The 26,632-nt window shown below is 34.5% G+C and carries 23 protein-coding genes and 1 tRNA gene; 13 read left to right on the forward strand and 11 right to left on the reverse strand.

All coding sequences use genetic code 11. From position 1 onward, the window contains the following. Positions 1 to 37: 37 nt before the first annotated feature. From rpsT to proS, 3 genes are all read right to left on the reverse strand, one after another. Positions 38 to 289: a 30S ribosomal protein S20 gene (gene rpsT, locus RQM59_RS08960; protein ID WP_349241767.1), complete on the reverse strand. Its 252-nt coding sequence runs from the start codon at positions 287 to 289 to the stop codon at positions 38 to 40. Between the two features lie 28 nt (positions 290 to 317). Continuing rightward, a tRNA-Glu gene (locus RQM59_RS08965) sits at positions 318 to 389 on the reverse strand. An 86-nt stretch (positions 390 to 475) separates the two neighbouring features. After that, entirely contained in the window at positions 476 to 1,954 is a 1,479-nt protein-coding gene (proS, locus tag RQM59_RS08970) for a proline--tRNA ligase (protein WP_349241768.1), read from the reverse strand. A 295-nt stretch (positions 1,955 to 2,249) separates the two neighbouring features. Between proS and RQM59_RS08975 the strand changes: the two genes are divergently transcribed. The 5 genes from RQM59_RS08975 to porT all read left to right on the forward strand — a co-directional run bounded on the left by RQM59_RS08975 (position 2,250) and on the right by porT (position 7,152). After that, positions 2,250 to 3,221: a hypothetical protein gene (locus RQM59_RS08975; protein WP_349241769.1), complete on the forward strand. Its 972-nt coding sequence runs from the start codon at positions 2,250 to 2,252 to the stop codon at positions 3,219 to 3,221. An 82-nt stretch (positions 3,222 to 3,303) separates the two neighbouring features. Then, the gene (locus tag RQM59_RS08980; protein ID WP_349241770.1) at positions 3,304 to 4,689 is read left to right on the forward strand and encodes an OmpP1/FadL family transporter; all 1,386 of its coding nucleotides are present in this window, start codon (positions 3,304 to 3,306) and stop codon (positions 4,687 to 4,689) included. A 115-nt stretch (positions 4,690 to 4,804) separates the two neighbouring features. Next, positions 4,805 to 5,707, forward strand: coding sequence for a NifU family protein (locus RQM59_RS08985; protein ID WP_349241771.1), 903 nt, complete (start codon positions 4,805 to 4,807; stop codon positions 5,705 to 5,707). Positions 5,708 to 5,716: 9 nt separating this feature from the next. Further along, positions 5,717 to 6,448, forward strand: a complete 732-nt coding sequence (ubiE, locus tag RQM59_RS08990) for a bifunctional demethylmenaquinone methyltransferase/2-methoxy-6-polyprenyl-1,4-benzoquinol methylase UbiE (RefSeq protein WP_349241772.1) — start codon at positions 5,717 to 5,719, stop codon at positions 6,446 to 6,448. Continuing rightward, a complete protein-coding gene (gene porT, locus RQM59_RS08995; protein WP_349241773.1) occupies positions 6,448 to 7,152 on the forward strand; it encodes a type IX secretion/gliding motility protein PorT/SprT in 705 nt (234 codons plus the stop codon). Before ubiE ends, porT begins: the two co-directional genes overlap by 1 nt. A gap of 1 nt (position 7,153) precedes the next feature. Here the strand turns inward: porT and RQM59_RS09000 are convergent, their stop codons facing one another. Next, a complete protein-coding gene (locus RQM59_RS09000) occupies positions 7,154 to 7,873 on the reverse strand; it encodes a TrmH family RNA methyltransferase (protein WP_349241774.1) in 720 nt (239 codons plus the stop codon). A 59-nt stretch (positions 7,874 to 7,932) separates the two neighbouring features. Here RQM59_RS09000 and tamL point away from each other — a divergent pair, with 59 nt between their 5' ends. The 7 genes from tamL to RQM59_RS09035 all read left to right on the forward strand — a co-directional run bounded on the left by tamL (position 7,933) and on the right by RQM59_RS09035 (position 18,224). Beyond that, positions 7,933 to 10,440 carry a translocation and assembly module lipoprotein TamL gene (gene tamL, locus RQM59_RS09005; RefSeq protein WP_349241775.1) on the forward strand — a complete coding sequence of 836 codons (2,508 nt, stop codon included), beginning with the start codon at positions 7,933 to 7,935 and terminating at the stop codon, positions 10,438 to 10,440. Positions 10,441 to 10,570: 130 nt separating this feature from the next. Continuing rightward, entirely contained in the window at positions 10,571 to 11,638 is a 1,068-nt protein-coding gene (gene fbaA, locus RQM59_RS09010; RefSeq protein WP_349241776.1) for a class II fructose-bisphosphate aldolase, read from the forward strand. Positions 11,639 to 11,665: 27 nt separating this feature from the next. Beyond that, on the forward strand, positions 11,666 to 12,523 hold the full coding sequence (gene accD, locus RQM59_RS09015; RefSeq protein ID WP_349241777.1) for an acetyl-CoA carboxylase, carboxyltransferase subunit beta: 858 nt from the start codon (positions 11,666 to 11,668) through the stop codon (positions 12,521 to 12,523). A 97-nt stretch (positions 12,524 to 12,620) separates the two neighbouring features. After that, on the forward strand, positions 12,621 to 12,890 hold the full coding sequence (rpsO, locus tag RQM59_RS09020) for a 30S ribosomal protein S15 (RefSeq protein WP_349241778.1): 270 nt from the start codon (positions 12,621 to 12,623) through the stop codon (positions 12,888 to 12,890). A 128-nt stretch (positions 12,891 to 13,018) separates the two neighbouring features. Further along, positions 13,019 to 15,274: a polyribonucleotide nucleotidyltransferase gene (locus tag RQM59_RS09025; protein ID WP_349241779.1), complete on the forward strand. Its 2,256-nt coding sequence runs from the start codon at positions 13,019 to 13,021 to the stop codon at positions 15,272 to 15,274. Positions 15,275 to 15,374: 100 nt separating this feature from the next. Next, a complete protein-coding gene (gene folK / locus RQM59_RS09030) occupies positions 15,375 to 16,499 on the forward strand; it encodes a 2-amino-4-hydroxy-6-hydroxymethyldihydropteridine diphosphokinase (RefSeq protein WP_349241780.1) in 1,125 nt (374 codons plus the stop codon). Between the two features lie 69 nt (positions 16,500 to 16,568). After that, positions 16,569 to 18,224 (forward strand): OmpA family protein, encoded by a 1,656-nt coding sequence (locus RQM59_RS09035; RefSeq protein ID WP_349241781.1) that lies wholly within the window; start codon positions 16,569 to 16,571, stop codon positions 18,222 to 18,224. Between the two features lie 30 nt (positions 18,225 to 18,254). Here RQM59_RS09035 and RQM59_RS09040 read toward each other — a convergent pair whose 3' ends face one another. The 3 genes from RQM59_RS09040 to gldB form a co-directional block, all read right to left on the reverse strand. After that, a complete protein-coding gene (locus tag RQM59_RS09040; RefSeq protein WP_349241782.1) occupies positions 18,255 to 18,755 on the reverse strand; it encodes a hypothetical protein in 501 nt (166 codons plus the stop codon). A gap of 84 nt (positions 18,756 to 18,839) precedes the next feature. Next, positions 18,840 to 19,175 carry a gliding motility protein GldC gene (gene gldC, locus RQM59_RS09045; protein WP_349241783.1) on the reverse strand — a complete coding sequence of 112 codons (336 nt, stop codon included), beginning with the start codon at positions 19,173 to 19,175 and terminating at the stop codon, positions 18,840 to 18,842. Further along, positions 19,175 to 20,137: a gliding motility lipoprotein GldB gene (gene gldB / locus RQM59_RS09050; protein WP_489752642.1), complete on the reverse strand. Its 963-nt coding sequence runs from the start codon at positions 20,135 to 20,137 to the stop codon at positions 19,175 to 19,177. Before gldB ends, gldC begins: the two co-directional genes overlap by 1 nt. A 59-nt stretch (positions 20,138 to 20,196) precedes the next feature. On the opposite strand from gldB, the gene nadE reads away from it, so the two are divergent. Next, positions 20,197 to 20,991 carry an NAD(+) synthase gene (gene nadE / locus RQM59_RS09055; protein ID WP_349241785.1) on the forward strand — a complete coding sequence of 265 codons (795 nt, stop codon included), beginning with the start codon at positions 20,197 to 20,199 and terminating at the stop codon, positions 20,989 to 20,991. Between the two features lie 273 nt (positions 20,992 to 21,264). Here the strand turns inward: nadE and dnaG are convergent, their stop codons facing one another. The 4 genes from dnaG to tig form a co-directional block, all read right to left on the reverse strand. Beyond that, on the reverse strand, positions 21,265 to 23,220 hold the full coding sequence (gene dnaG / locus RQM59_RS09060) for a DNA primase (RefSeq protein ID WP_349241786.1): 1,956 nt from the start codon (positions 23,218 to 23,220) through the stop codon (positions 21,265 to 21,267). 4 nt (positions 23,221 to 23,224) lie between these two features. Further along, complete coding sequence (clpX, locus tag RQM59_RS09065; RefSeq protein ID WP_349241787.1) at positions 23,225 to 24,463, reverse strand: ATP-dependent Clp protease ATP-binding subunit ClpX; 1,239 nt, start codon at positions 24,461 to 24,463, stop codon at positions 23,225 to 23,227. Positions 24,464 to 24,478: 15 nt separating this feature from the next. Next, positions 24,479 to 25,138 (reverse strand): ATP-dependent Clp endopeptidase proteolytic subunit ClpP, encoded by a 660-nt coding sequence (clpP, locus tag RQM59_RS09070; RefSeq protein WP_349241788.1) that lies wholly within the window; start codon positions 25,136 to 25,138, stop codon positions 24,479 to 24,481. A gap of 110 nt (positions 25,139 to 25,248) precedes the next feature. Continuing rightward, the gene (gene tig / locus RQM59_RS09075; protein WP_349241789.1) at positions 25,249 to 26,571 is read right to left on the reverse strand and encodes a trigger factor; all 1,323 of its coding nucleotides are present in this window, start codon (positions 26,569 to 26,571) and stop codon (positions 25,249 to 25,251) included. Between the last annotated feature and the right edge of the window lie 61 nt (positions 26,572 to 26,632).

Raw genomic sequence — 26,632 nt, forward strand, 5'->3', positions numbered from 1 at the left:
CAGAGCGCTTTTTTAAATATATTTAACTATTAAAATCTTACAATGCAGCCACGTGCTTTGTTAATTTAGACTTTAAATTTGCAGCTTTATTCTTATGAATAACATTGTTCTTAGCTAATTTATCTAACATAGATACAACGTTTCCTAACATTCCTTCAGCTTCCTTCTTATCTTCAGTAGCACGTAAATCTCTTACAGCATTACGAGTCGTCTTATGCTGATACTTATTACGTAATCTCTTCGATTCGTTACTTCTAATTCTTTTTAATGCAGACTTATGATTTGCCATGTCTTTATATTTGTTTATTAAAACTTTGTAGTCCGTACGGGAATCGAACCCGTGTTACCAGGATGAAAACCTGGCGTCCTAACCCCTAGACGAACGGACCATTAACAATTTCAAGATAAATAATCCCTCGATTGCGGATGCAAATATACAACGTTTTTAAAATTCTACAATATTTTTTTAAAAAAATTAATATGCTTTCGCAAATAACACCCTTTTCCCTGATTTACTGCCCGTTAAAACGCATTTTCCTTCTTCTTGTTTGGCATCATTTGGGATACATCTTATCGTTGCTTTGGTTAATTCCTTGATCTTATCTTCCGTTTCTATCGTCCCGTCCCAATGTGCAGATACAAATCCTCCTTTATTTTCAATCACCTCTTTAAACTCTTCAAAAGAATCTACTTCAGTAATATGATCGTCTCTATATGCCACAGATCTTTCAAATAAATTTGTCTGAATCTCTTCTAATAATTCTAAAATATAATCAGATAAACCATCTTGGGAGACTGTTTGTTTTTCTAATGTATCTCTTCTAGCTACTTCAACAGTATTATTTTCAAGATCTCTATTTCCTACAGCGACTCTTACCGGCACTCCCTTTAGTTCATATTCGGCAAACTTTGCACCTGGTCTCAATGTATCTCTATGATCAAACTTTACAGAAACCCCCTTAGCATGTAGTTCCTTGACTAGTACGTCTACTTTTTCCGAGATCATATTTAATTGTTCTTCTCCTTTATATATAGGAACAATCGCAACTTGAATAGGTGCTAGCCTTGGAGGTAATACTAATCCAAAGTCATCTGAATGCGTCATGATTAACCCTCCTATAAGTCTCGTTGAAACTCCCCATGAAGTAGCCCAAACATATTCTTGTTTTCCTTCTTTAGACGTATATTTTACGTCAAATGCTTTCGCAAAGTTTTGCCCTAAAAAGTGAGATGTTCCTGCTTGTAACGCTTTTCCATCTTGCATCAAGGCTTCAATGGTATATGTTTCTAATGCCCCGGCAAAACGTTCGCTTTCAGATTTAGCTCCCTTGATAACTGGCATTGCCATAAACTTTTCTGCAAACTCAGCATACACTTCTTGCATTTGCTTTGATTCTTCTATTGCTTCAGCTTCCGTTGTATGTGCAGTATGTCCTTCTTGCCATAAAAACTCAGCTGTACGAAGAAACAAACGTGTACGCATTTCCCAACGCACTACATTCGCCCATTGATTGATTAATAATGGTAAATCTCTATGAGATTGAATCCACCCTTTATAGGTATTCCAAATGATAGCTTCTGAAGTTGGTCTTACAATTAATTCTTCTTCCAGTTTCGCCTCAGGGTCTACCCTTAACTTTCCTTGGTTATCAGGATCGTTTTGCAATCTATAATGTGTAACAACAGCGCATTCTTTAGCAAATCCTTCAGCGTTTTTTTCTTCAGCTTCAAATAAACTTTTTGGAACAAACAAGGGAAAATAAGCATTCACATGCCCCGTCTCTTTAAACATTCTATCCAACTCCTTTTGCATATTCTCCCAAATAGCAAAACCATAAGGTTTAATAACCATACAGCCTCTCACCGCAGAATTTTCTGCTAAATCAGCTTTGATGATTAACTCATTATACCATTTAGAATAATCTTCTGCTCTCTTTGTTAATTTCTTACTCATATAAATTATCTATAATCTTTATCTGTTTTCCTCTTTTATATGGAAACTTATAAATCCTCGCAAAATTAGCATAAAAAGATGAGTGCATTAACAAAGATTCAAAATTTTATTACCCTGTAAATGCTAAACTTACGATCTATTATTGAACTTTGGCACAACTATTGTGTAGTGTAGTATAGTGAAATTTATGTTAAATTTGTTTCACTAGCTAATAGTAATCATTCAAAATCATTTAGTTATGCGACCCAACATTACTCTACTCAAAAGCACAAAGTTTTTAGTCTATACTCTTTTAGTGAGTTTTCTAGCATCATGTGGCACCTACAAATCTGCCTATGATGATGGAATCTATGCTTCCAAAGAAAAGGAGACAGGAACCAAAGTAGTTGTTGTTGGTTCAAAAGAGCATAAAGAACATGAAGAAAATTATTTCACGTCTGAGGTAGATAGACTGGACCGCGTAAACGGAACAGATATCTTAACAGATATTGATAGTTATACTTCGTTACAGGATGAAGATGATCTATTAGTTGAGAGTGACACTTTGGAGTATACAGAAAATGCTGGATCTTGGGATTCTGGAAGTAATGCTACTGTGATAGTAGTCAATAACAGAGGATTCTATGGTGATTATTGGTGGAACTGGAGATGGAACCGTTGGAATAGATGGAACCGTTGGGGTTATGGATGGAATGCATGGGGTTGGAATACCTATGGATTTGGAGGGTTCTATGATATTTACTGGAACCAGGGGTTTTATGGTGGATTTTACGATCCTTTCTGCCCTCCATACTATAGATATTATGCTCCCTTTAGAGGAAGTAGATACTTTAACAATGGTTATTTTAGGTATGGAAGAAGAGGAAATTACCTTGCTAGCAATACCAGAAGGTATAATACATCTAGAAGAAACTTTACAGCGAACACAAGAAGAGGGTTCTCAACACGAAGAAGTACTTCAACTATTAGAAGAAGTAACGGTGTAAGAACGAGAACTAATTCTATAAGGTCTAATACCAGACCTAGACGAAGCACCTATACAAAGCCAAGAACACGTACTAGAAATACATATACAAAACCTAGAACAAGAACACGTACTAGGAACTATACGAAGCCCAGAACGAGAACAAGAAGTTCTTATACAAAGCCAAGAACGCGCACTAGAACAAGAGCATCTGCTCCATCTAGAACTAGATCACGATCTTCTTCAACAAGAAGTTCTTCAAGAAGCAGAAGCACTAGTCGCAGTAGAGGGAAAAGAGGTTAAAAATACTTTACATATAAATAGGTTAAGTCTTTATTTTAGGTAAAGGCTTAACAACCTACCAATAACATTAAACATTTTACAGATGAAAAAAATTACATTCATCTTAGCCTTAGTTGCAACAAATCTAGGGTTGAGCGCTCAATCTTTGGGCTATGAAGATCTATCTATTTTATTTTCTCAAGACGAACGAAACGGCACAGCAAGGTTCGTTGCAATGGGAGGAGCTTTTGGAGCATTAGGAGGAGATGTTTCTGCGATCAATATTAATCCAGCCGGGCTGACGATTTTTAGCCATAGCAGTTTATCCGCTTCTTTAGGTACAAGAAATACCGATTATAGAACTAATTACTATGGCAACAGCAACACCACCAATCAGGACTATTTTACATTGGCAAATGCTGGTGCTGTACTGGTCTATGAGGATTTCAACAATTCCGATTGGACAAAATTTGCGATGGGTTTCAATTACAGAATTAAAGCGGACTTCGAAAATACATTTCTTGCTTCAGGAAATAGCGGATTTGCTTCATTCGACTCATACCCTCTAGATACCAACAATCCTGCTTTAGTATATGATGTCGCAGAAAATCAAACATATAACAACAATTATACAGGAGATATTGCTGAGTATAACTTTGCTATTGCAGCACAACACAAAGATAATTTGAACATCGGAGCTTCTGTAAACACCTACAATCTTAGGTTTAATCAACGCTCTACTTTACAAGAAACAAATAATGACGGTAATGGAAATGCTTTATATGCAGATTTCTATCAAGAAGCTTTTACAACCGCAACTGGATTCTCATTAAGTGCAGGTTTCCTCTACAGAGCAAACGACTATTTCAGATTTGGAGCGTCTTACCAAAGTCCAACTTGGTATACCGAGATTATTGAAGAAACCAATATTGTAAACAATGACGGTTTTTTCGGAGATACACAAATTGAAGTAAGTAATGACAATGTAATTTATGACAACACAGCTGGAGGGTTTCTTCCTGCGCAAGGATTCGTATACAAATTGAGGACTCCTAGTAAATTTACTGCAAGTGCAGCCATTGTTTTTGGAAAAGTTGGATTGATCAGTTTTGATTATACAGCAAGAAATTATCAAAACCTAAATCTATCTGGAGCTAATTTTTCAGTTGAAAACCAATTTTTTCAGAACCAATTGAGAAACACCAATAGTTTTAATGTTGGTGCTGAGTGGCGATTTAATGAACTAAGTCTTCGCGGTGGATATATGTACCAAGAAAGTCCAGATGCCAATGCGATCGACTCTGACAATTTAAAAAGATACTCTTTAGGTGCTGGGTATTCTTTTGGAGATTTTAAATTAGATTTTGCATATAGTAATGATAATAGAACTGGCTTATATAATTTCTACCCTCAGTTCAATCAAGTGAACGCTGCAGACATAGAAATTGACAACAGACGGATTACTGCTACCTTAACAATTAGTTTGTAAGAATAAGACGACTTAAAAAAATCCTGATTCTCAGAATTTTTTTATGCTATAAAACATATAACTACATTCAGTTTTTTACGCTAATTTTGCAATTCTATTTTATATACTATAAAGAATGAGCACAATTAGCTTACATATAGAAGAAACTAATAATCCGTCAATTATAAAATTTGTTAGTTCTCACATCCTAATTAATGGAGGTAGTTATGAGTTTAACAATATTGACGAAGCAAAGAATTCTTCATTAGCACAACAATTATTTTATTTGCCTTTTGTTAAAAAGGTATATATCACAGCGAATTTCATCGCTATCCAAAGATTCGACATTGTAGAATGGAGCGATGTTCAAGAAGAAGTAAAGGAACAAATAACAGTATACTTAGCGTCAGGAAACAATGTAGTTAACGAAGTTTCGGACAGCAAAAAAGAGGCTATTGAAGTATATGCCGAAGTAACTCCAAATCCATCTGTAATGAAGTTTGGAACCAACAAATCATTGACTACTGCAGATGTTGAGTATAAAAATATCGATGAGGCAAGTGCTTCTTCTCCTTTGGCTGCATCCTTGTTTAATTTTCCTTTTGTAAAAGAAGTATTCATTTCAGATAATTATGTATCTATATCCAAGTACGACATGGTCGAATGGAATGATGTGTATCCAGAGTTAAGAACCTTTATTAGAAATTATCTTCAGGAAAATAAGACGATTATTAAAGAATTACCTAAAGAGGATAAACAAACTTCACCTGAAGTTGAAACTCCTGCTGCAAAGCTAGAAGGTACTCCTGGAAAAATTGTTGATATTTTAAATGAATATATTAAACCGGCAGTGGCTTCTGATGGTGGAAATATCGCGTTCAAATCATATAATGAAGATAGCAAAGTGGTAAGCGTCATTTTACAAGGTGCTTGCAGTGGTTGTCCATCTTCTACTGTTACCCTTAAGAATGGAATTGAAACGATGTTAAAAGAGATGTTACCAAATCAGGTTAACGAAGTCGTAGCTATTAACGGATAACTCCATACCATGTCTAAAACCATTAAACCATATAAAGACTCAGAGCTAGGAAAAAAAGAACAGGTAGCTCAAATGTTCGATAACATTTCCGAAAATTATGACGGTCTAAATCGTGTTATTTCCTTTGGAATTGATGTTAAATGGCGAAAAAAAGTGGTCAAACTAGTTTCTAAAAACAATCCAAAAACCATTTTAGACATTGCCACTGGTACTGGAGATTTAGCTATCATGATGGCTTCTCTAAAACCTGAGAAGATTATAGGATTAGATATTTCTGAGGGAATGTTAGAGGTTGGAAAACAAAAGATTCATCACGCGAAGCTGTCAAACACTATTGAGATGGTAGTTGGTGATTCTGAGAATATGCCTTTTGATGACGATACATTTGACGCAATTACTGTTTCTTTTGGCGTTCGAAATTTTGCAAACCTGGACAAAGGCTTAACCGAAATAAAGAGAGTTTTAAAGCCTGGTGGAACTTTAGTGATATTAGAAACCTCTAACCCTACTAGATTTCCATATAAGCAAGGATATAAAATACACACTTCACTAATTTTACCCTTAGTAGGAAAACTATTCTCTAAAGATAAGGTGGCATATTCCTATCTATCGGAATCCGCAAATTCTTTTCCTTTTGGGAAGGATTTTGACAATATTTTACAAAAAAATGGGTTTATTAATACCAAGCACACTCCAGTGACATTCGGAGTTGCAACAATTTATTCTGCAACGAAAAAATAATGAACAAGAAATTTTTAGCTTTTAGTTTTTGTATGCTATTCATTTTTTCTGGTTTTTCACAAACGGAAAAAGTGCAATATTTACCTGATTTTGATAAAAAATTGTATCATTTTGGATTTTACTTAGGTCTGAACAAGAATGATTTCAAAGTAGACCTTCAACCCAGCACCATACTAAATCCAGATATTAGAGTACAACCCACTACCGGTTTTAATGTAGGTTTGATTGCAGACCTTCGTTTACACAAGAATATAAATCTTCGATTTGAGCCTGGTTTAATTAGCAACTCCAAAACCATTACGTTTAATCATTTAACAGGTGCTAGAGACAGCGTTAGAGAAATTGGATCTACGTACTTACATTTACCTTTGATTTTTAAGTTTAGCACCAATAGATATAATAATATGAGGCCATACTTGCTTGCAGGTATTTCATATGATTATAACTTCTCGAGCAATCAGAAAAATGCTGACGATAATTTTAGTGGAGAGTTCAGAATGAAAACCAGCAACTTTATGTATGAACTAGGTATTGGTGTAGATTTTTACCTGTATTTTTTCAAATTCTCACCTTCAATACGTGGTGTATTTGCCTTAAATAATGAGATTGTGAGAGACAATGCTTCAAACGGACCTAGTCCATGGACGAGCCCAGTTAATTTCTTAGGCACCCGAGGAATTTTTATCAATTTTGCTTTTGAGTAACTTATCTTCTAAACTCGCTTAATAAAATAGCTGTCGCAGTTGCCACATTTAAACTCTCTGTCTGCTGGACATCACCAAACCTTGGTATTGTTAAAATATGATTTGATACGTTTCGGATTTCTTCTGAAATACCGTTCGCTTCATTACCCATCACTAAAATTCCCGTTTTCGGCAACTTTGATGTATATACGTTTTCACCTTCCATATCGGCAATAAAAATGGGAAGATTGGTTTCTTTTAAAAATACATCAAGATCTACATAGTTCATGGATATTCTTGTTAATGATCCCATGCTAGCCTGAACTACTTTCGAGTTGTAACAATCAACTGTATCATTAGAACAGATAATCTGAGTTACTCCAAACCAATCACATAAACGTATAATAGTTCCTAAATTTCCAGGATCGTTAATTGCATCCAGGGCCAAAATCAATCCTGAAGATTTTGATTCGTGAGCCTCTGGAATCATGAAAACTGCCAATACTTTATTTGGCGTTATCAAATGACTAATTTTTTTAAGTTCAACCTCAGAAATTGGAACGACATTTGCATGGTCTTCGTAGGATGTATCTGTAGTAAATAATAAATGTAACTGAAAAGAAGACTGTAAAAACTCTTGAACGACTTTTACACCTTCAACAACAAACATTTTATGTTTCTGTCGATACTTTTTTTGTCGCAAACTAGTTATAAGTTTGGTATGATTTTTAGATAAACTCATTTTATCAGGATAAACTGTTCAAAAATAGTATTTTTGAACCTGTATAGCGAATGCTTTTCATGAAAAAACTCTTTCTCTTTTTTTTGATGTTGATTTACTTAACATCATGTAATTCGGTTAAACGTGTTCCGGAAAAGGAGCACCTATTAACTAAGAACACAGTCCATGTTAATGGAAAAAAGACTCAAGATGAAACACTTAATTCTTTAATCCTACAAAAGCCCAACAACAAAACATTTGGTCTACCATTATCGCTATACTTCTATAATCTTGGTGACCCTAACAAGCCTCAAACTCCATCTGAATGGGCATTGAAAAAACCAAAAACATACAATTTCATAAAAGGAATTTTCTCAGAAAAACAAAGTATCGCGTATGCTAATTCCATGATTGGTATAAATAATTGGTTTCTAAAAAGCGGACAAGCGCCAACCATAATTGATGACATTAAACTAAGAAAAACGGTAACTAACCTTAAAGCTTTTTATAAAACCCAGGGGTTTTTTAAGGCTTCCGTTACTTCTAGAATAGACACATTTGGCAATAAAAAAGGAAGTATCGATTATTTTATCAATACCGGAAATGCTACTTTTTTAGACACCATCAACTATAAAATTGCGTCAAAGGTATTAGACTCTATTTATCAAAAAGAAAAGGATAAGACTTTTTTGAAATCAGGAGATCAGTATAACAATGAAAGCTTCATTAAAGAGGCAAGTAGGATTATTAAGTTATTTAGAAACAATGGTATTTATCATTTCTCTGAGAACTACTTAGGTTTCTATGACCTAGATTCTACTAATGCCAATTACAAGACAAATGTAGATCTTGTAATTAATGGTCAAAGAATTGTTAGAGAAAATGGTGTTCAAGTACTCAAGCCTTTTAAGATACAGAAGCTTCGGAATGTGAATGTCTTTACAGATTATAGTTTTGCCAAACGATCAGATCCATATACAGATATCGTAGATTATGACGGATATCGATTTATAGGACATAGCAAGGTAAAATATAATCCCAAATATTTGGCTCAGTCGTTATTTGTGCAACCTGGAGATGTGTATAAAGACACATTACGGAACCTCACCCGAAAGCACTTGCGGTCTTTAAAAAACTTCAAATCTATTACTATACAATATGACACAGTTGCTAATTCTGATGATCAACTAGATGTAAATATTTTTTTAACACCTATAGAAAAATATACCTTAGGATTAGAAACAGAACTAACACATTCAAACATTAGAGATTTAGGAGTATCAGGGAAGTTTTCAATTATTAACAGAAATACGTTTAAAGGTGCCGAGATCTTTAAGCTTTCCTTTTTAGGCTCCTTTTTTAATGCTTCTCAAGACGCCAATAAAAGCAACAATTTCTTTAACTCATGGGAAATTGGAGCCGATGTATCTTTAGAGGTACCAAGATTTCTAGCTCCTTTCGGACTTAACAAATTGGTTCCAAAAAGAATGAATCCGAGAACGATGTTTTCTCTAGGAACAAGTCTTCAGAAAAATATTGGATTAGACAGACAAACGGTAACCGCATTTATTGACTATCGCTGGCGATATACACCCACAAAAACCATACAACTAGAAATTTTTAATACCCAGTATATCCGAAACCTGAATATTAGCAACTATTTTGATGTATATAATTCTGAGTATAACAAATTAAACGATGTTGCCAAAGTATATTATAACGACCCAACATATGAGCTTGTTAGACCGGATGAACCTGTGAGTTTTATGCAAACTGTCTTTGGAGACGCCAGCTTTCAAAGTGCGAATCCTCTTTTGTATCAAGATAATTTGAATGCGCTAGATCGTTATAACATTATTACTTCAGACTTCCTGATTCCGACCATTGCTTATTCGTATACATATAATAATCAAACAGACTTCAGAGACAATGACTTTTCGTTTTTCAAAATTCGATTGGCAAATTCTGGGAATATTATGGGTTTATTCAGCGGTAGCACAAATTCAAATAACAAAAAGACTGTTTTTAAAATTCCTTTAGCACAGTACTTTAAAACGGACATCGAATATAAAAAGTTCTGGGATACAAATAACAATTCTGTTTTTGGTATTAGAGCCTTCCTGGGAGCTATTTTTCCTTATGACAATTCTGAGATTCCTTTTACAAAAAGTTATTTTGCGGGAGGTTCAAATGATATCAGAGCTTGGCAAACGTACGACTTAGGGCCTGGGAGTAGAGCCTCAGGATTAGAATATAATATTGGGAGTTTAAAATTTCTAACCAGTGCAGAATATCGATTTGATTTATTAGGCAGTCTCAAAGGAGCATTCTTCGTAGATGCAGGTAATATTTGGGATATTACAAACTCAATTTTCGCAAATGAAGATGCGAAATTTTCCAATTTAAACTCATTAAAAGATATTGCTGTTGGCTCAGGTTTTGGAGTCCGTTATGACTTTAGTTTTTTGGTATTACGTTTAGATCTTGGATTTAAAATGCACGAACCTTATTTAAACGGGAACAGGTGGTTTAGAAATTATAATTTTTCCAATGCCGTTTATAATATTGGAATTAACTACCCTTTTTAAGGGTTTATCTCCATCATCTTCCTATAACGTTTTCGTATATTATCTGCACTTTGAATTCTCAAAATCCCCTTTTTTTATATAAAATTTGATTACTTTTGAAGCCTTAATCCGAACTTAAAAAATTAACAAAATGGGTCACAATATAAAACCAGGAGTTGCAACTGGTAAAGAAGTACAAGCTATTTTCAAATTAGCTAAAGAAAAGAACTTTGCCTTGCCTGCTGTAAACGTAGTAGGCTCAAATACGATAAATGCAGTCTTAGAAACTGCCAAAGAATTAAATGCTCCAGTGATTATTCAATTTTCCAATGGAGGTGCCCATTTTAATGCTGGAAAAGGCCTTTCAAATGAAGGTCAAAAAGCGGCTATTGCAGGAGCAACAGCAGGAGCAAAACATATACATCTGATGGCAGAGGCGTATGGTGTTCCCGTAATTCTACATACGGATCACTGTGCTAAAAAATTACTTCCATGGATCGATGGATTATTAGATGCCAGTGAGCAATTCTATAAAGAAACAGGAAAACCGTTATATAGTTCTCATATGATAGATCTATCTGAAGAACCTATAGAAGAAAATATTGAAATTTGTAAGACCTATTTAGCAAGAATGAGTAAAATGGGAATGACCTTAGAAATTGAATTAGGGATTACCGGAGGTGAGGAAGATGGTGTTGATAATTCGGACGTAGATGTTTCGAAATTATACACACAGCCGGAAGAAGTAGCGTATGCATATGAAGAACTTATGAAGGTAAGCGATCAATTTACCGTTGCAGCCGCTTTTGGTAACGTTCATGGTGTGTATAAACCAGGAAACGTCAAACTAACACCAAAAATTCTAAAGAACTCTCAAGAGTATGTTTCAAAAAAGTTCAATGTTCCTCATAATACTATTGACTTTGTGTTTCATGGTGGATCTGGATCTACCTTAGATGAAATCAGGGAGTCTATAGGATATGGCGTCATTAAAATGAACATTGACACCGACCTTCAATTCGCTTTTAATGAAGGGATTAGAGATTATATGAATTCAAAAATTGAGTATTTAAGAACTCAAATTGGGAATCCAGATGGCTCCGATCAACCTAATAAAAAGCATTACGATCCACGAAAGTGGTTACGAGAAGGGGAACTTACATTTAAGGATCGATTGAAAAAAGCATTCGAAGATTTAAATAATGTAAATACTTTATAATACATTTGATTCATTAAATAAGATATTATGGCTTGGTTTAAGAGAAAAGATAAAGGAATACAAACGCCAACGGAAAATAAGAAAGATACTCCTAAAGGATTATGGTATAAAACTCCAAGTGGAAAGATTATAGATACCGAAGAATTAAAGACTAACTTATATGTTAGTCCGGAAGATGGATATCATGTACGAATAGGTAGTAGAGAATACTTCGAATTATTATTTGACGATAATAAGTTTGAAGAATTGAATGAAAAACTAACATCAAAGGATCCTCTGAAATTTGAGGATACAAAAAAATATCCGGATAGATTAAAAGCAGCTCAAGAAAAAACCAAATTAAATGATGCGGTTAGAACAGCCGTTGGTAAATCTAATGGTAAAGATATTGTTATTGCTGCTATGGATTTCGCTTTTATTGGTGGATCAATGGGAAGTGTTGTTGGTGAAAAGATCGCACGTGCAATTGACCATTCAATTAAAAACAATATTCCCTTTTTAATGATTTCTAAATCTGGAGGAGCAAGAATGATGGAAGCATCTTTATCATTAATGCAGTTAGTAAAGACTTCTGCAAAATTAGCGCAATTGGCAGAGGCTAAAATACCTTACATTTCTTTATGTACAGACCCAACAACAGGGGGAACCACCGCATCTTTTGCCATGCTAGGAGACATTAATATTGCAGAACCTAACGCCTTAATAGCTTTTGCTGGACCTAGAGTTGTAAAGGACACTACAGGTAAGGAATTACCAGAAGGATTTCAACGATCTGAATTTGTACTAGAACACGGTTTCTTAGATGGTATTTACGAAAGAAAGGATTTAAAAAAGCAAATAAACTTATACATTGACCTGATTCAGAATAATCCGGTAAGAAATTAAGGCTCAGAAGCTTATTCTAGTTTAAAAATAGTTGTATATTTGCAGCTTCGATGAAAAATTCATTGATGTACATAAAAATCATTTAAATAATATTGGCATGTATTTAACAAAAGAAGTTAAAGAAACAATCTTCGAAAAACACGGTAAAGGAAAAACTGATACCGGTTCTTCAGAAGGACAAATTGCGTTATTCACGCACAGAATTAACCATTTAACAGAACACTTAAAGAACAATCGTAAAGATTTTAACACGGAGCGTTCATTAGTTAAATTGGTAGGTAAGCGTAGAAGTTTACTAGATTATCTTAAAAAGACTGATATCACAAGATATCGTGCGATAATTAAAGAATTAGGAATTAGAAAATAATCCCTACACAAAAGAGGCGGCTTTAGGCTGCCTCTTTTTATTTTAAAAAGTAATTATTACTTCCATTGGAGCAACACACAACAACACAACACAGAACAATTTAAGTAATCAATTTGAAGTATTAATTTATGATTCCAAAAGTATTTAACGAGGTTATAGACCTTGGAGATGGAAGAACCATCACATTAGAAACAGGAAAGTTAGCTAAACAAGCTCACGGTTCTGTTGTTGTACAAATGGGGAAAGCAATGTTATTATGTACTGTCGTTTCTAACTACAAACAATCTGACGTTGACTTTTTACCATTAACAGTAGATTATAGAGAAAAATTTGCTGCTGCAGGTCGTTACCCAGGAGGTTTCTTTAAAAGAGAAGCAAGGCCAAGTGACGGAGAAGTATTAACCATGCGTTTAGTTGATCGTGTATTACGTCCATTATTCCCAAAAGATTATCATGCGGAAACTCAGGTAATGATTCAGTTAATGTCTCATGATGAAGATGTAATGCCAGATGCTTTAGCAGGTTTAGCAGCATCAACTGCTATTCAGTTAAGTGATTTCCCTTTTGAATGCCCTATTTCTGAAGCACGTGTTGCCAGAGTAAATGGAGCGTTTGTTATCAATCCAAGTAGAGCCCAATTAGCGGAGTCTGACATAGACATGATGATTGGTGCTTCTGCAGATTCAGTAATGATGGTTGAAGGTGAAATGGATGAGATTTCTGAAGAAGAAATGGCGGACGCAATTAAGTTTGCACACGAATCTATTAAAGTACAAATTGCAGCTCAAGTACGTTTAGCAGAAGCATTTGGAAAAAAAGAAGTTCGTGAATATGAAACTGCTGAGCAAAATGAAGAGTTAGCGAAAAAAATACATGACTTAGCTTATGACAAATGTTATGCAATTGCAAAACAAGGTACGTCAAAAGCTGAACGTGGTGCCGCTTTTGCAGAAGTAAAAGAAGAAGTTAAAGCTACTTTTTCCGAAGAAGAATTAGATGAGTTCGGCGGATTAGTTTCTAAATATTACAGTAAAGCTGAAAAAGAAGCTGTTCGTGAGTTAACATTGAGCGAAGGAATTCGTTTAGATGGACGTAAAACAGATGAGATCAGACCAATTTGGTGTGAGGTAGATTATTTACCATCTACACATGGTTCATCAATCTTTACTCGTGGAGAAACACAAGCTTTGGCAACAGTTACTTTAGGAACTTCTAGAGAAGCTAACAAAATAGATATGCCATCGTATGAAGGTGAAGAAACGTTCTATTTACATTATAATTTCCCTCCTTTTTGTACTGGAGAAGCGCGCCCTTTAAGAGGGACATCTCGTCGTGAGGTTGGGCATGGTAATTTAGCACAACGTGGTTTAAAAGGAATGATTCCTGAAGATTGTCCTTATACAGTTAGAGTTGTTTCTGAAGTATTAGAATCTAATGGTTCTTCTTCTATGGCAACCGTTTGTGCTGGTACAATGGCATTAATGGACGCAGGTGTACAAATGACAAGGCCAGTTTCTGGTATTGCAATGGGATTAATTTCTGACGGAGATCGTTACGCTGTATTGTCTGATATTTTAGGTGATGAAGATCATTTAGGTGATATGGACTTTAAGGTAACTGGTACTGCAGACGGAATTACAGCTTGTCAAATGGATATTAAGATCAAAGGATTAAGTTACGAGATCTTAGTGAATGCATTAAAACAAGCTCGTGATGGTCGTTTACATATCTTAGAAAAGTTAACAGACACAATCACTGCTCCTAATGTTGAAGTAAAAGCGCATGCACCTAAAATGGTGACTAGAGTGATTCCTAATGATTTAATTGGAGCATTTATTGGACCTGGAGGAAAGCACATTCAAGAGTTACAGAAAGAAACAGAGACTACTATTGTTATCAATGAAGACCCTGTTACTGAAGAAGGAATTGTTGAAATTCTAGGTACAAGTCCAGAAGGAATTGAAGCTGTTATTGCTCGTATCGAGTCTATGATGTTTAAACCTGAAAAAGGAAAAGTATATGAGGTAAAAGTAATCAAAATGTTAGATTTTGGTGCTGTAGTTGAATATATTGAAGCTCCTGGAAATGAGGTTTTATTGCATGTTAGTGAATTAGCTTGGGAACGTACAGATAAAGTAAGTGATGTTGTGAATATGGGAGATGTATTCGACGTGAAATACTTTGGTCTAGACCCAAGAACTCGTAAAGAAAAAGTTTCTAGGAAAGCCATTTTACCAAAGCCAGAAGGTTTTGTAGAAAGACCTCCTAGAGATAATAACAGAGGTCGTGATAATCGCGGTAGAGACAATAGAAATAGAGACAATCGTAATAGAGATAATCGAAGAGACGATAGAAGACCAAAACAAGATAAAAAAGAAGAATAAAATTTTCTTTTCATCATATTAAAATCGCCAAAAATTTTTGGCGATTTTTTTATTTATATACATACTATCTACATTAGTTTTATTTTCTTTGTGAGTCACAATGAAAATTCAACGAATCACATATTTATCTTTAGGATCTAACTTAAACAATAAGTTAGAAAACTTGCAACAGGCCGTTGAATTAATCCACAAAAGAATTGGAAGTATTCAAAAGATATCTTCTGTATATAAGTCCGCATCTTTAGGGTTTGAAGGGAACGACTTCTTTAATATCTGTCTAAAAGTTTCTACATATTTAAACCCTGAAACATTGCTACAATCAACATTGGAGATTGAGGAAGAATTAGGCAGAAGGAGATCAGAAACAACGGCATATACAGATCGAACTATCGATATAGATATATTACTCTTTGATGATGAAATTATTTTCTCGAGACAACTGACGGTTCCACACCCTAGAATGTTAGAGCGTCAATTTGTATTAGTTCCATTAGAAGAAATTGCAAAACACACAATTCACCCTATTGCTAAAAAACAAATTACTTCCTGCTTAAAGGATTGTTTAGACTCTTCAGAAATAACCGTTATCTCCGAAAGCTTAACAAGACCCATTCCAATATCTGAAAAGTATAATTATATCGCTATAGAAGGAAATATAGGAGCTGGTAAAACATCGTTGTCTAAATTAATTTCAGATGATTTCAACGCTCGATTGGTATTAGAAAGATTTGCTGACAACCCTTTTCTTCCAAAATTCTATGAAGATAAAGAGCGTTTTGCCTTCCCGTTGGAAATGAGTTTTTTAGCGGATAGATACCAACAACTTTCGGACGATTTAGCACAGTTCGACCTTTTTAAAAATTTTGTAGTTTCTGATTACTACATTTTTAAATCACTCATATTTGCACAAGTAACACTTCCAAATGATGAGTACGCTTTGTACAGAAAGATGTTTGATCTAATGTATAAAGAGATAACAAAACCTGATCTATACGTGTATTTATATCAGAATACAGATCGCCTTTTAATGAATATCAAAAAAAGAGGGCGAGAATATGAACAAAACATTGAAGCAGAATACTTGCAAAAAATACATGATGGATATACTCGTTTTATTAAAACAGAGCAGAGTTTAAATATTCTTATCATTGATGTGTCTGAGCTGGATTTTGTCAACGAAAAGTCAGATTATGAAAACATCATTCATAAAATTGAAAACTATTAACATTTTTTTAGTATTTTTGAGTGCTATAATTATTCCCCCAATAAGTTAGATTTAGTTTTAATGGTTACCATGAGGAGAATTTTTTTAGTCGTTTTATTTACAACGTTTCTTTCCGTTGATGCCTTTGGGCAATTTACCACTGATGAATACACATATAGAAAAAGTATAAATTTAGACAATAGTAACACTTGGGCTGTGGGTGCTGGATTCAGCAACTTCATTATGCACGGGGATTTGCGCTCTATTGGAACAGGAGAACTCGGGAATTTTTGGAATTTTGGAGGCTACGCCTATGTAGACAAAATGTTTAACCCTTTATTAGGATTAGAATTTAGAGTTAACTATTCTAAAATATCAGGTGGTGCTCAGTATTTTTCTAATATCTATAGTGTCCTATATGTTCCTAATACAGTGATTGATGATCGCTTGTTCTTTGAAGGAACTGCATATGGAGCAGAATTAAATCTGATCTTTAGCTTTACTAACTTATATGTAACGAATGCTACCAAATGGCATTCTGCAGGATATTTTGGTGTTGGGTATCATCAATATGACTCACAATTATTCAGAAAAGAGCTAGATGGTACAAATACACCTTTGGTCGATTTTGGATTCAACCCTGCCAGGAATAGTGTAAATCAAGCGAGCTCGATTTATTTATCGGCTCAATTGGGTATCAAACGTAGAATTAGTAAACGAGTAGATCTTGAATTTAGAACAGGAATATATTTCAATTATGAAGATCATTTAGATGCTACTATCTCTAACAAACAGGATTGGGAAACCTTCTTTGTATCAAGTGTAGGGCTTACGGTAAAACTTGGTAAAAGAAAGGTATTTACTATATGGGGAGATACTCCGAAGACAACTACAAACAAGTTCAAAATTGTTGATACGGATGGTGACGGAGTTATGGATCAATTAGATATTGAACCTAACACACCAAAAGGAGTTAAAGTATATGGTAATGGACAAGCAGTCGATGCAGATGCAGATGGCTTACCAGATTATAAAGATGAATGTCCTCTAAAACCTGGACCTATCGAGAATAAAGGATGTCCTATATTGAAAGATTCTGACAATGACGGGATTTTTGACCATGAAGACCTATGCCCTAATGAGCCAGGTCCTAAAGAAACTAAAGGGTGTCCTGAAAAACCAAAAGAAGAGCCCAAGAAAAATAATATCATAAAAAATATCAGTAATCTTTCTGCTAATATTTATTTCGCTACCGGCAAGTTCTTTATTACGGCCGACTCGAAAGTAGTTTTAGACAAGATTGCAAAACTAATGATTGAAATCCCTGAAGTTGACTTCAAAATAGAAGGACACACGGATAATAGGGATAAAGCTAAGTATAATTTATATTTATCTCAAAAAAGAGCAGATGCCGTTAGAAAATACCTCATGAGAAATGGTGTTAATGGTAAACGCTTATCATTTAAGGGCTATGGAGAGTCAAGACCTAGATATAGTAATGAAACTCCTGATGGAAGACAATTAAACAGAAGAGTTGAGATAAACCCAATTTCTGAAAATGACACCTTAGATACTCCGGTTAAAGTTAATGAAAACGATAACGGTAATAAGTATGTTGTGAAAAAAGGGGACACATTATTTTCTATTTCTAAGAAATATGGTATCTCAGTAGAAGCCCTTAAAAGACTTAATAATCTAAAGGATAATAGTTTAGTTATTGGACAAGAATTAATTGTGTCAGAATAAAAAAAGGGAGCTTATAAGCTCCCTTTTTTATTAATTCACGAAAGTTCCTCGCACCTCAATAGAAACATCTATTTCTAAATCGACTTGTGAAGCAAAATTATTTTCGAAAGAAAAAGTAATTTGACCTTCTTCCTGTAATATTGATGCAATCGTACTTATTAATCCCGAATCACTAATTTGAATTGTTGTTCCCGAGCTCACGTCAAAATTAGGCAATACCATATCACCAATCTTAATGGTTGCAGTGGATACGTCTATCGACACATCATTAATTGCATATGATACATTAATAACATCTATGAGTTCTAGATTGTTAAGATGTTCGTTAAAAAATGGGGAAGATGCTAGCTTTAGATTAACATTCTTACTTGTAAAAACATTCCCGGCATTTTGTTGTACCGTTGAAATTACAATCTTTTCCGATAAGCTATTATTTGAATAATAAACAGCTCCAGCATTATTGCTTTGACTACAAGAAATAAATAGTATTGAAAAAAGTGCGAGCGCACTAAAGACTTTTAGCGTTTTCATTATAGGGGGTTTAGGGGTTAAAAACGAGCTAAAAGTAATAAAAAGCTTTCAAAGAACAATGGAAAATCAAAAAAGGAACCTCTGTTACTTCTTATTAAGTTCTAGTTTTTCCGCAAAATAATCACAAAAATCTCGCATTGTGGCACTCATTTTATCGTCGTTAGTCGCTCGTTCAAAGGTGTCAGCCATAGATACCAATGTTTGGTGAAAAAATTGCTTCATTTCATCTACTGGCATATCTTTTGTCCAAAGATCCATTCGTAATGTATCTTTCTGAATATGATCCCATACAGATATCATAATCGCCTTAGAAGTAGCGGAATCTACGCCTCCGTCCTTAGCTGACCAGGAGATATCTTCTGGTATTCTATTCTCATCTAATCCTACTGTAAAGTTTATTTTAGAAGTGTGCTTCGCCATTATCTGTTCGGTTTATATTTTGATCTTAAAAATAAGTCTTGTGGTTTTATTTGTAATAATTCTTGCAAGGTTACATCATTATTCTTCATAAATGACCTAACTATTTGCCATCCCATAAATACGCCAATTCTACCTGGGGATAAGTTATCCTGCGATAAGTAGAACTTAGAAAAAGGTGCATTATCTAAGAATTGCTTATTTAATTTAGTGTCTGTGCTGTATAATAAATTCTTACCTAAAAAGTATTTCCACACTTGCTCTTCATTGTCTGCTGCCCATTCATACTTATCTCTAGGGTACCCTATTTTTTCCCTATCGGAAACTGTTGGTAAATACCTATCTAATACATACATTTTTTTTCCTTCTTCGATCATTTTGCCCAAAAAGCTACGATCGTTAGCATGCGGAGACAACTGTCTAGAAACAATCTTTTCTGCAACATCAACTACAATATGATCTTCTGTATTATTTTCTCTGATATACCTTGGATAATCCCCATAAAAAGGGTGCTCACTCCCTAGATAACAATCGAGTGAGATAATCAAAGAGGCTTTATTGTAGATAATTCTATAATCATAATCAATATTACTAATAACAGTTGTTATCTTAGGCACTACAAAGCTTTTATTATAGTATTTTATATGTTTAAACAACGAGGTTAATTGTTCTTCCAGAGATTCTAGGCTTACATATTTTTTAAGCGTTTCTTGGTATAATTCTCTCTCATCTCTATCCGATATCTTTTTTAACCAAAGGGAGTCTGACGTATTTGCCGGAAAAAACATGGGGTACTTTTCTTTTGTGTCACTTAAAGTTTTCTTCGTAGTGTTATAGAAATCCACCTCGAATCTTTGTACACCTATTTCCACATTTATATGGGAAACATCTACAACTGAAACCGTCTCATTTTTACATGAAAACAGCAGTGTGATCATAAAAAAAATTGCCATATAACTTCGCATCTGCTTTTGTATCTTAGCTCTAGTTTTTAAAACGTCAAAAATACTAAATTAGTTTGTCAATGGATACCCAAAAGGTTATAGATTATATTGTAAATTGGTTAAAAGAATACGCAACCAACGCAAATGTCAAGGGTTTTGTAATAGGTATATCTGGCGGAATCGATTCTGCTGTAACTTCTACATTATGTGCGAAAACGGGGTTCCCAACATTGTGCTTGGAAATGCCCATTCACCAAGCAAGAAATCAGGTTAGCAGGGCTCTAAATCATATAAAATGGTTAGAGAAAAATTATGAAAAGACGACTTCTTTAAGTGTAGATCTAACACCGGTATTCGATAGTTTACTAACTTCCTTGCCTCCTGTAGACAATGAGGAAAGTAGGTTTATGGCCTTAGCAAATACACGAGCAAGATTACGAATGACCACGTTGTATTATTTTGCTGGATTAGAAGGGCGTTTAGTTGCTGGAACTGGTAATAAAGTAGAAGATTTTGGTGTTGGTTTTTACACGAAGTATGGTGATGGTGGGGTTGATCTTAGTCCTATTGCGGATCTGATGAAATCCGAAGTCTATGAAATAGCCAAACACCTTGGTGTGAATCAAGAAATACAGATTGCGGCACCTACAGATGGTTTATGGGGAGACAATCGAACTGATGAAGATCAAATAGGTGCATCATACGATGAGTTAGAGTGGGCAATGAGCATGCAGGACCTTAACAAATCTGCAGATGATTTTTTCGGACGTCAAAAACAAGTATATGAAATTTATATTCGTCTCAATAAAATGAATCAGCATAAAATGTTGCCTATTCCAATATGTAAAATTCCGGGAGGCTTAGGCTTAAAATAGCCTTGCACTAAAGAGCATTTTTTTCACTTTCATTCTTGCTCTTTTTCTTTGGCACTTAGATATTTCCAATGGGATAAATAGCATAAGTACCATGGCTTTCGCCAAAGTTAGGATCTTTTTCATGACTCTAAGGGTATTTAATTATACAAATTTACTACAATTAACCAAGATGAGAAGTCATATCCGTCTTTGTAACAAGCCGCCACAATTTCTAATCAATTAGTAGTATTGTTTCTACAACACACTAATATAACAAAATACAAGCATTTTTCCCTACACTACTCTAAGCAATTTTTCGTACAATTTTTTCTTTAAACCAATATAACTATTGATCAATTCCAAGTCGATTATTTCCGCTTTTTGCTCTTGGGTATCTTTAATAAGGTCCTTGATTTTCTTATCTATCAAGACTCTCCTTAAGTTTAAAATTGAATCGGTAACCAATTTTGGTAAAATTTCCTTTGCTTCAGTAACAAAGATATTTTTTCGTTCCCAATCACTTAAAGCATACTTCTCATCATCCATTAAAATTTCGGTGACCATGGATGTTATCTCTTTATTCTCATGGTTGATAAAATAATCTGTCTCTATTTTATCTGCTTGATTAAGCTGATGAATGATGTCGTAATAGATTGCTTTAAACAGTGAGTTCGTAAACTCAATCTCATCATCTTGTAAATTCAAGTATAATTCTTTAGAAATCTGATTCGTATATTTTTCCTTTTCCAAACTAATATTTCCTTCCTCATCTTCAGCCTCTATCCAATCTACAAAATCAGCCTCATTATTCCCATACAACAACAAAATCCTAATTATCTCTCTCTCCAATAGATATAGCGAATCTATCTCTTCAAGCTGTTCCTTTTGTCTTTTAACAACCTCGAAAGATTTTTGTTTTTCGTAATGTTTTTTTGCTTCTTCTTTACTGGTTTTCGAAACCAATTGAGCAAGCTCACTAAACAGTACTCTTTCCGATATTTCCATGATTCTGGCACATTCCTGAACATACACCTCTCTTTGAATGCTGTCAGGAATTTTGGAAATACTAGATACTATGTCACGTATTAGTCCTGCTTTTTTGACCGGGTCATTCTGAGCACTCTCCATCAATAGAGACACTTTAAAATTGATGAAATCCTGAGCATTATTAGCCAAGTATTCTTTTAATTCTGAATCAGAATGAGATTTCGCGAAACTATCTGGGTCTTCCCCTTCAGGAAAAGTAACTACTTTTACGTTCATTCCTTGTTCGAGGATTAAATCTATTCCTCGAATGGAAGCTCTAATCCCTGCTGCATCTCCATCAAATAGCACAGTTATATTCTTGGTTAATCTATTTACTAGCCTAATTTGATCGGATGTTAGTGCTGTACCAGACGAAGCTACTACATTCTCTATATTAGATTGGTGAAATGAAATAACATCTGTATACCCTTCTACCAAGAAGCAATTGTCTTGTTTAGCTATTTCTTTTTTGGCATGATAAATCCCATACAGAATCTTACTTTTATGGTAAATATCACTTTCTGGAGAGTTCAGATATTTAGCCGCTTTTTTATCATTGGTTAAGATACGACCTCCAAACCCCAAGATTCTACCCGACATACTATGTATTGGAAACAACACACGACCTTTAAAACGATCGAATTGCTTATTCTCTTTAACAATAGTTAGTCCTGTTTTTTCTAGGTACTTGAGGTCATACCCTTTTTTTAAAGCTTGTTTTGTAAAAGCATCCCATTCATCTATCGCATACCCTAATTCAAACTTTGAGATGGTCTCTTCCCTAAATCCTCTTTCTTTAAAATAACTTAGTCCGATTGCTTTTCCTTGATCGGAATTTAAAAGGATATCATGAAAATAATCTTTAGCAAATTTTGAAACTAAGAACATACTCTCGCGCTCGTTGAGCTGTTCTTTTTGCTCATCTGTTTGCTCCGTTTCCTCAATTTCAATATTGTACTTTTTAGCAAGGTATCTTATGGCTTCAGGATATGAGTAGTGCTCATGTTCCATTAAAAAGGATACAGAATTACCTCCTTTTCCTGTGCTGAAATCCTTCCATATTTGCTTTACCGGAGACACCATAAAAGAAGGTGTTTTTTCGTCCGTAAAGGGGCTTAATCCTTTAAAATTACTTCCTGCTTTTTTTAGTTGCACAAACTCACCAATAACCTCCTCTACTCGAGCGGTTTCGAAAACACGATCTATGGTAGTTCTGCTAATCATAAAATTAAGATGCAGCTCTTAATTTTTTCAATGTAGTTTTGGTCAATTTTGCTTCTGCATATTCCTTGGTTACAACAAATTCCTTTTCATCTGAACTTGGTAATTCAAACATTGCATCTGTAAAAATTGCCTCACATAAAGAGCGAAGACCACGAGCTCCTAGCTTATATTCGACTGCTTTATCTACAATATACTGCAAAGCTTCGTCATTGATAGTAAATCTCACTTCGTCCATCTCAAACAACTTTGCATACTGCTTGATAATTGAATTTTTAGGCTCCGTTAGGATAGCTCTTAGTGTTTTAGCGTCTAATGGATTCATGTAACTCAATACAGGCAAGCGTCCTATAATTTCTGGAATCAACCCAAACGATTTTAAGTCAGACGGAATAATGTATTGTAACAAGTTTTCTTCATCTATCTTATCCTCATCTATTGAAGCGCTATATCCAACTGCCTGCATATTCAAACGCTTACTGATAATTCTATCTATTCCAGAAAAAGCTCCTCCTGCAATAAATAATATGTTTTTTGTGTTGACTTCAATAAATTTTTGCTCCGGATGCTTTCTACCTCCTTTAGGTGCAACATTTACAACTGCTCCTTCTAACAACTTTAACAATGCTTGCTGCACCCCTTCCCCGGAAACATCTCTGGTAATAGAAGGGTTATCTCCTTTTCTAGCAATCTTATCGATCTCATCTATAAAAACTATACCTCGTTCTGCTTTCTCCAGGTCATAATCAGCGGCCTGTAACAAACGACTTAATATACTTTCTACATCTTCCCCCACGTAACCTGCCTGTGTTAATACTGTAGCATCAACAATTGAAAACGGAACATTCAACATTTTAGCAATACTTCTTGCGATTAACGTTTTTCCTGTTCCGGTCTCCCCTACAAGGACAATATTACTTTTTTCGATCTCTACGTCATTTTCATCATCCTTTGTCTGAAGCAACCTCTTATAGTGGTTATAAACCGCGACAGACATTGCTCTTTTCGTTTCCTCTTGACCAATTACATATTGGTCCAAAAATTCTTTGATCTCAAGAGGTTTCTTTAATATTAGTTCTTTGCTAAGACTTCCTGTTTTAGCATCTGCTATTTCTTCCTCTACAATGCCATGCGCCTGTTCTATACATTTATCGCATATATGAGCGTCCAAACCAGCGATCAGAAGATCTGTCTCTGCTTTTTTTCGCCCACAAAACGAACATTCTAAATTTTCTTCTTTTGACATTACGTTAGTTTTTGATTATTTTCTTGTTAAGACCTCATCAATCATTCCATATTCTTTAGCTTCCGTTGCGGTCATCCAATAGTCTCTATCTGAGTCTTCGTGAATTTGATCAAATGTCTTTCCGCTATGCTTTGCAAGAATTTCGTATAACTCATTTTTAATCTTCAAGGTCTCTTTAACAGCAATTTCCATATCCGATACCTGTCCTTGTGTACCGCTCATTGGCTGGTGGATCATGATTCTTGAATGTGGTAAAGCTGAACGCTTACCTTTCTCTCCTGCACACATTAGTACTGCTCCCATTGAAGCTGCCATTCCCGTGCATATTGTCGCTACATTTGGCTTTATAAACTGCATGGTGTCATAAATACCCAAACCGGCATAAACACCTCCTCCAGGGGAATTGATATAAATAGAGATATCCTTAGAAGCATCTAAACTTTCTAAAAACAATAATTGTGCTTGAATAATATTGGCTACTTGATCATTAACACCCGTTCCTAAAAAGATAATTCTATCCATCATTAACCTCGAAAAAACATCCATCTGTGTAATATTCATTTGGCGTTCTTCCATGATATAGGGTGTTAAACTACTCGTTAACTGATTGTAGTAAACACTACTTATTCCATGATGTTTGGTGGCATATTTTTCGAATTCCTTTCCGTGATCCATTCTATATTTTTTAAATTTTTATAACCGTAAAGATACTAATATCTCGTAACTATAGAAAGCAAAAAACTCCTCTATCTATAGAGGAGTTTTATACTATAAGTTATAAAGCCTTATTTATAGACTTCTTTTACAAAGTTTTCATACGTAACTTCCTTCGTTTTAAAAGACATGTTTTCTTTGTAAAACGTCAATAGTTTTTGAGATAGTAATTGATCTTGCAATCTTTTCGCCTCCTCTTGATTTGCCAAGATTCGATTTGCAATATCTTCCAGTTCTTTCTCTTCTGGGTTCATATTTCCAAACTGTGCCATTTGGGTTTTAATAAATCCTTTTGCGTACTCCTTTAGTTCAGCATAATCCAATTTAATCTCATGATCTCTTAAGATTTTCTCTTGAATTAACTGATATCTTAATCCTTTTTCAGACTTGGTATATTCTTCTGAAGCCTCTTCTGCTGTAAGTTCTTTTTCTCCTGCCGTAGCAATCCATTTTTGCAAGAACTCAACTGGAAGATCAAACTTTGTATTCTCAATTAAATGCTCTGTTACTGCATTTAATAATTGTTGATCTGCTTGTTGTAAGAATTGCTTTTCCGCATCTTCTTTAATCTTATCTCTTAACTCGGTAACCGTTTTTACGCTACCATCAGCAAACAACTTATCGAACAATTCTTGGTCAAGATCTGCCAATTCAATAGAGGTAATTTCTTCGATGGTAAAAGATATCTTTATTTCTAGTCCATGTGCATCATCATGATCAATCCCTAAAGCTCCGATCAGTTTATGATCATCTACAAATAATCCTTTTGTTTTTAATTCTAGAACATCACCAACTTTTTTACCAACAAACTTCTTTAAGTTCACTTTTCCTTTAATATCTTTTAAAGAAACAGTCGATTTTTTATTGATTTCCTTTTCTTCACTTACAAAAGTACCAGTAACATTAGCTTCTTCAGTTACTTCTTCTAATGTTGACATTTTACCATAACGAGATTGTAAATTCTCAACCTCTTTATCTATTAGAGAGTCCTCTGCAACGATGTTGTATTGAGTAACCTTCTTTTTAGACGTTAGATTTACATCAAACTCAGGTGCTAAACCTAATTCGAATTCAAAAGAAAAGGTCTCAGTATCCCAAGAAAAATCATCTTGTACCTTAGGTAATGGATTTCCAAGAATATCTAGTTTTTCTTCAACTAAAAATTTACTTAAAGATTCTTGAAGTAATTTATTTACTTCATCGATCATTACCGATTTTCCATACTGCTTTTTAACCATCCCCATTGGCACATGTCCTTTTCTAAAGCCTGGAATGTTTGCCTTTCTTCTGTAGTCATTTAATACTTCCGTTACTTTTTCTTGATAATCTTCTGCAACGATATCTACTTTGACAACTGCATTTAATGCATCTACATTTTCTTTTGTAATATTCATTATTTAAAATCTAATTCTGTAAAAATTGGGTGCAAAATTACGGCTTTTTATCAAACCTGCA

Source organism: Asprobacillus argus (assembly GCF_032248395.1).
Taxonomy (GTDB): Bacteria; Bacteroidota; Bacteroidia; order Flavobacteriales; family Flavobacteriaceae; genus Polaribacter; species Polaribacter argus.

Excerpts from the sequence above, each read along its gene's own strand:
- RQM59_RS09000 (WP_349241774.1), bottom strand. The coding sequence starts at position 7,873 with ATGAGTTTATCTAAAAATCATACCAAACTTATAACTAGTTTGCGACAA.
- proS (WP_349241768.1), bottom strand. The coding sequence starts at position 1,954 with ATGAGTAAGAAATTAACAAAGAGAGCAGAAGATTATTCTAAATGGTAT.
- clpX (WP_349241787.1), bottom strand. The coding sequence starts at position 24,463 with ATGTCAAAAGAAGAAAATTTAGAATGTTCGTTTTGTGGGCGAAAAAAA.
- tig (WP_349241789.1), bottom strand. The coding sequence starts at position 26,571 with ATGAATATTACAAAAGAAAATGTAGATGCATTAAATGCAGTTGTCAAA.
- accD (WP_349241777.1), top strand. The coding sequence starts at position 11,666 with ATGGCTTGGTTTAAGAGAAAAGATAAAGGAATACAAACGCCAACGGAA.
- RQM59_RS09040 (WP_349241782.1), bottom strand. The coding sequence starts at position 18,755 with ATGAAAACGCTAAAAGTCTTTAGTGCGCTCGCACTTTTTTCAATACTA.
- gldB (WP_489752642.1), bottom strand. The coding sequence starts at position 20,137 with ATGCGAAGTTATATGGCAATTTTTTTTATGATCACACTGCTGTTTTCA.
- RQM59_RS08980 (WP_349241770.1), top strand. The coding sequence starts at position 3,304 with ATGAAAAAAATTACATTCATCTTAGCCTTAGTTGCAACAAATCTAGGG.
- clpP (WP_349241788.1), bottom strand. The coding sequence starts at position 25,138 with ATGGATCACGGAAAGGAATTCGAAAAATATGCCACCAAACATCATGGA.
- nadE (WP_349241785.1), top strand. The coding sequence starts at position 20,197 with ATGGATACCCAAAAGGTTATAGATTATATTGTAAATTGGTTAAAAGAA.
- fbaA (WP_349241776.1), top strand. The coding sequence starts at position 10,571 with ATGGGTCACAATATAAAACCAGGAGTTGCAACTGGTAAAGAAGTACAA.
- gldC (WP_349241783.1), bottom strand. The coding sequence starts at position 19,175 with ATGGCGAAGCACACTTCTAAAATAAACTTTACAGTAGGATTAGATGAG.
- rpsO (WP_349241778.1), top strand. The coding sequence starts at position 12,621 with ATGTATTTAACAAAAGAAGTTAAAGAAACAATCTTCGAAAAACACGGT.
- dnaG (WP_349241786.1), bottom strand. The coding sequence starts at position 23,220 with ATGATTAGCAGAACTACCATAGATCGTGTTTTCGAAACCGCTCGAGTA.
- RQM59_RS08985 (WP_349241771.1), top strand. The coding sequence starts at position 4,805 with ATGAGCACAATTAGCTTACATATAGAAGAAACTAATAATCCGTCAATT.
- folK (WP_349241780.1), top strand. The coding sequence starts at position 15,375 with ATGAAAATTCAACGAATCACATATTTATCTTTAGGATCTAACTTAAAC.
- tamL (WP_349241775.1), top strand. The coding sequence starts at position 7,933 with ATGAAAAAACTCTTTCTCTTTTTTTTGATGTTGATTTACTTAACATCA.
- RQM59_RS09035 (WP_349241781.1), top strand. The coding sequence starts at position 16,569 with ATGAGGAGAATTTTTTTAGTCGTTTTATTTACAACGTTTCTTTCCGTT.
- RQM59_RS09025 (WP_349241779.1), top strand. The coding sequence starts at position 13,019 with ATGATTCCAAAAGTATTTAACGAGGTTATAGACCTTGGAGATGGAAGA.
- ubiE (WP_349241772.1), top strand. The coding sequence starts at position 5,717 with ATGTCTAAAACCATTAAACCATATAAAGACTCAGAGCTAGGAAAAAAA.
- rpsT (WP_349241767.1), bottom strand. The coding sequence starts at position 289 with ATGGCAAATCATAAGTCTGCATTAAAAAGAATTAGAAGTAACGAATCG.
- porT (WP_349241773.1), top strand. The coding sequence starts at position 6,448 with ATGAACAAGAAATTTTTAGCTTTTAGTTTTTGTATGCTATTCATTTTT.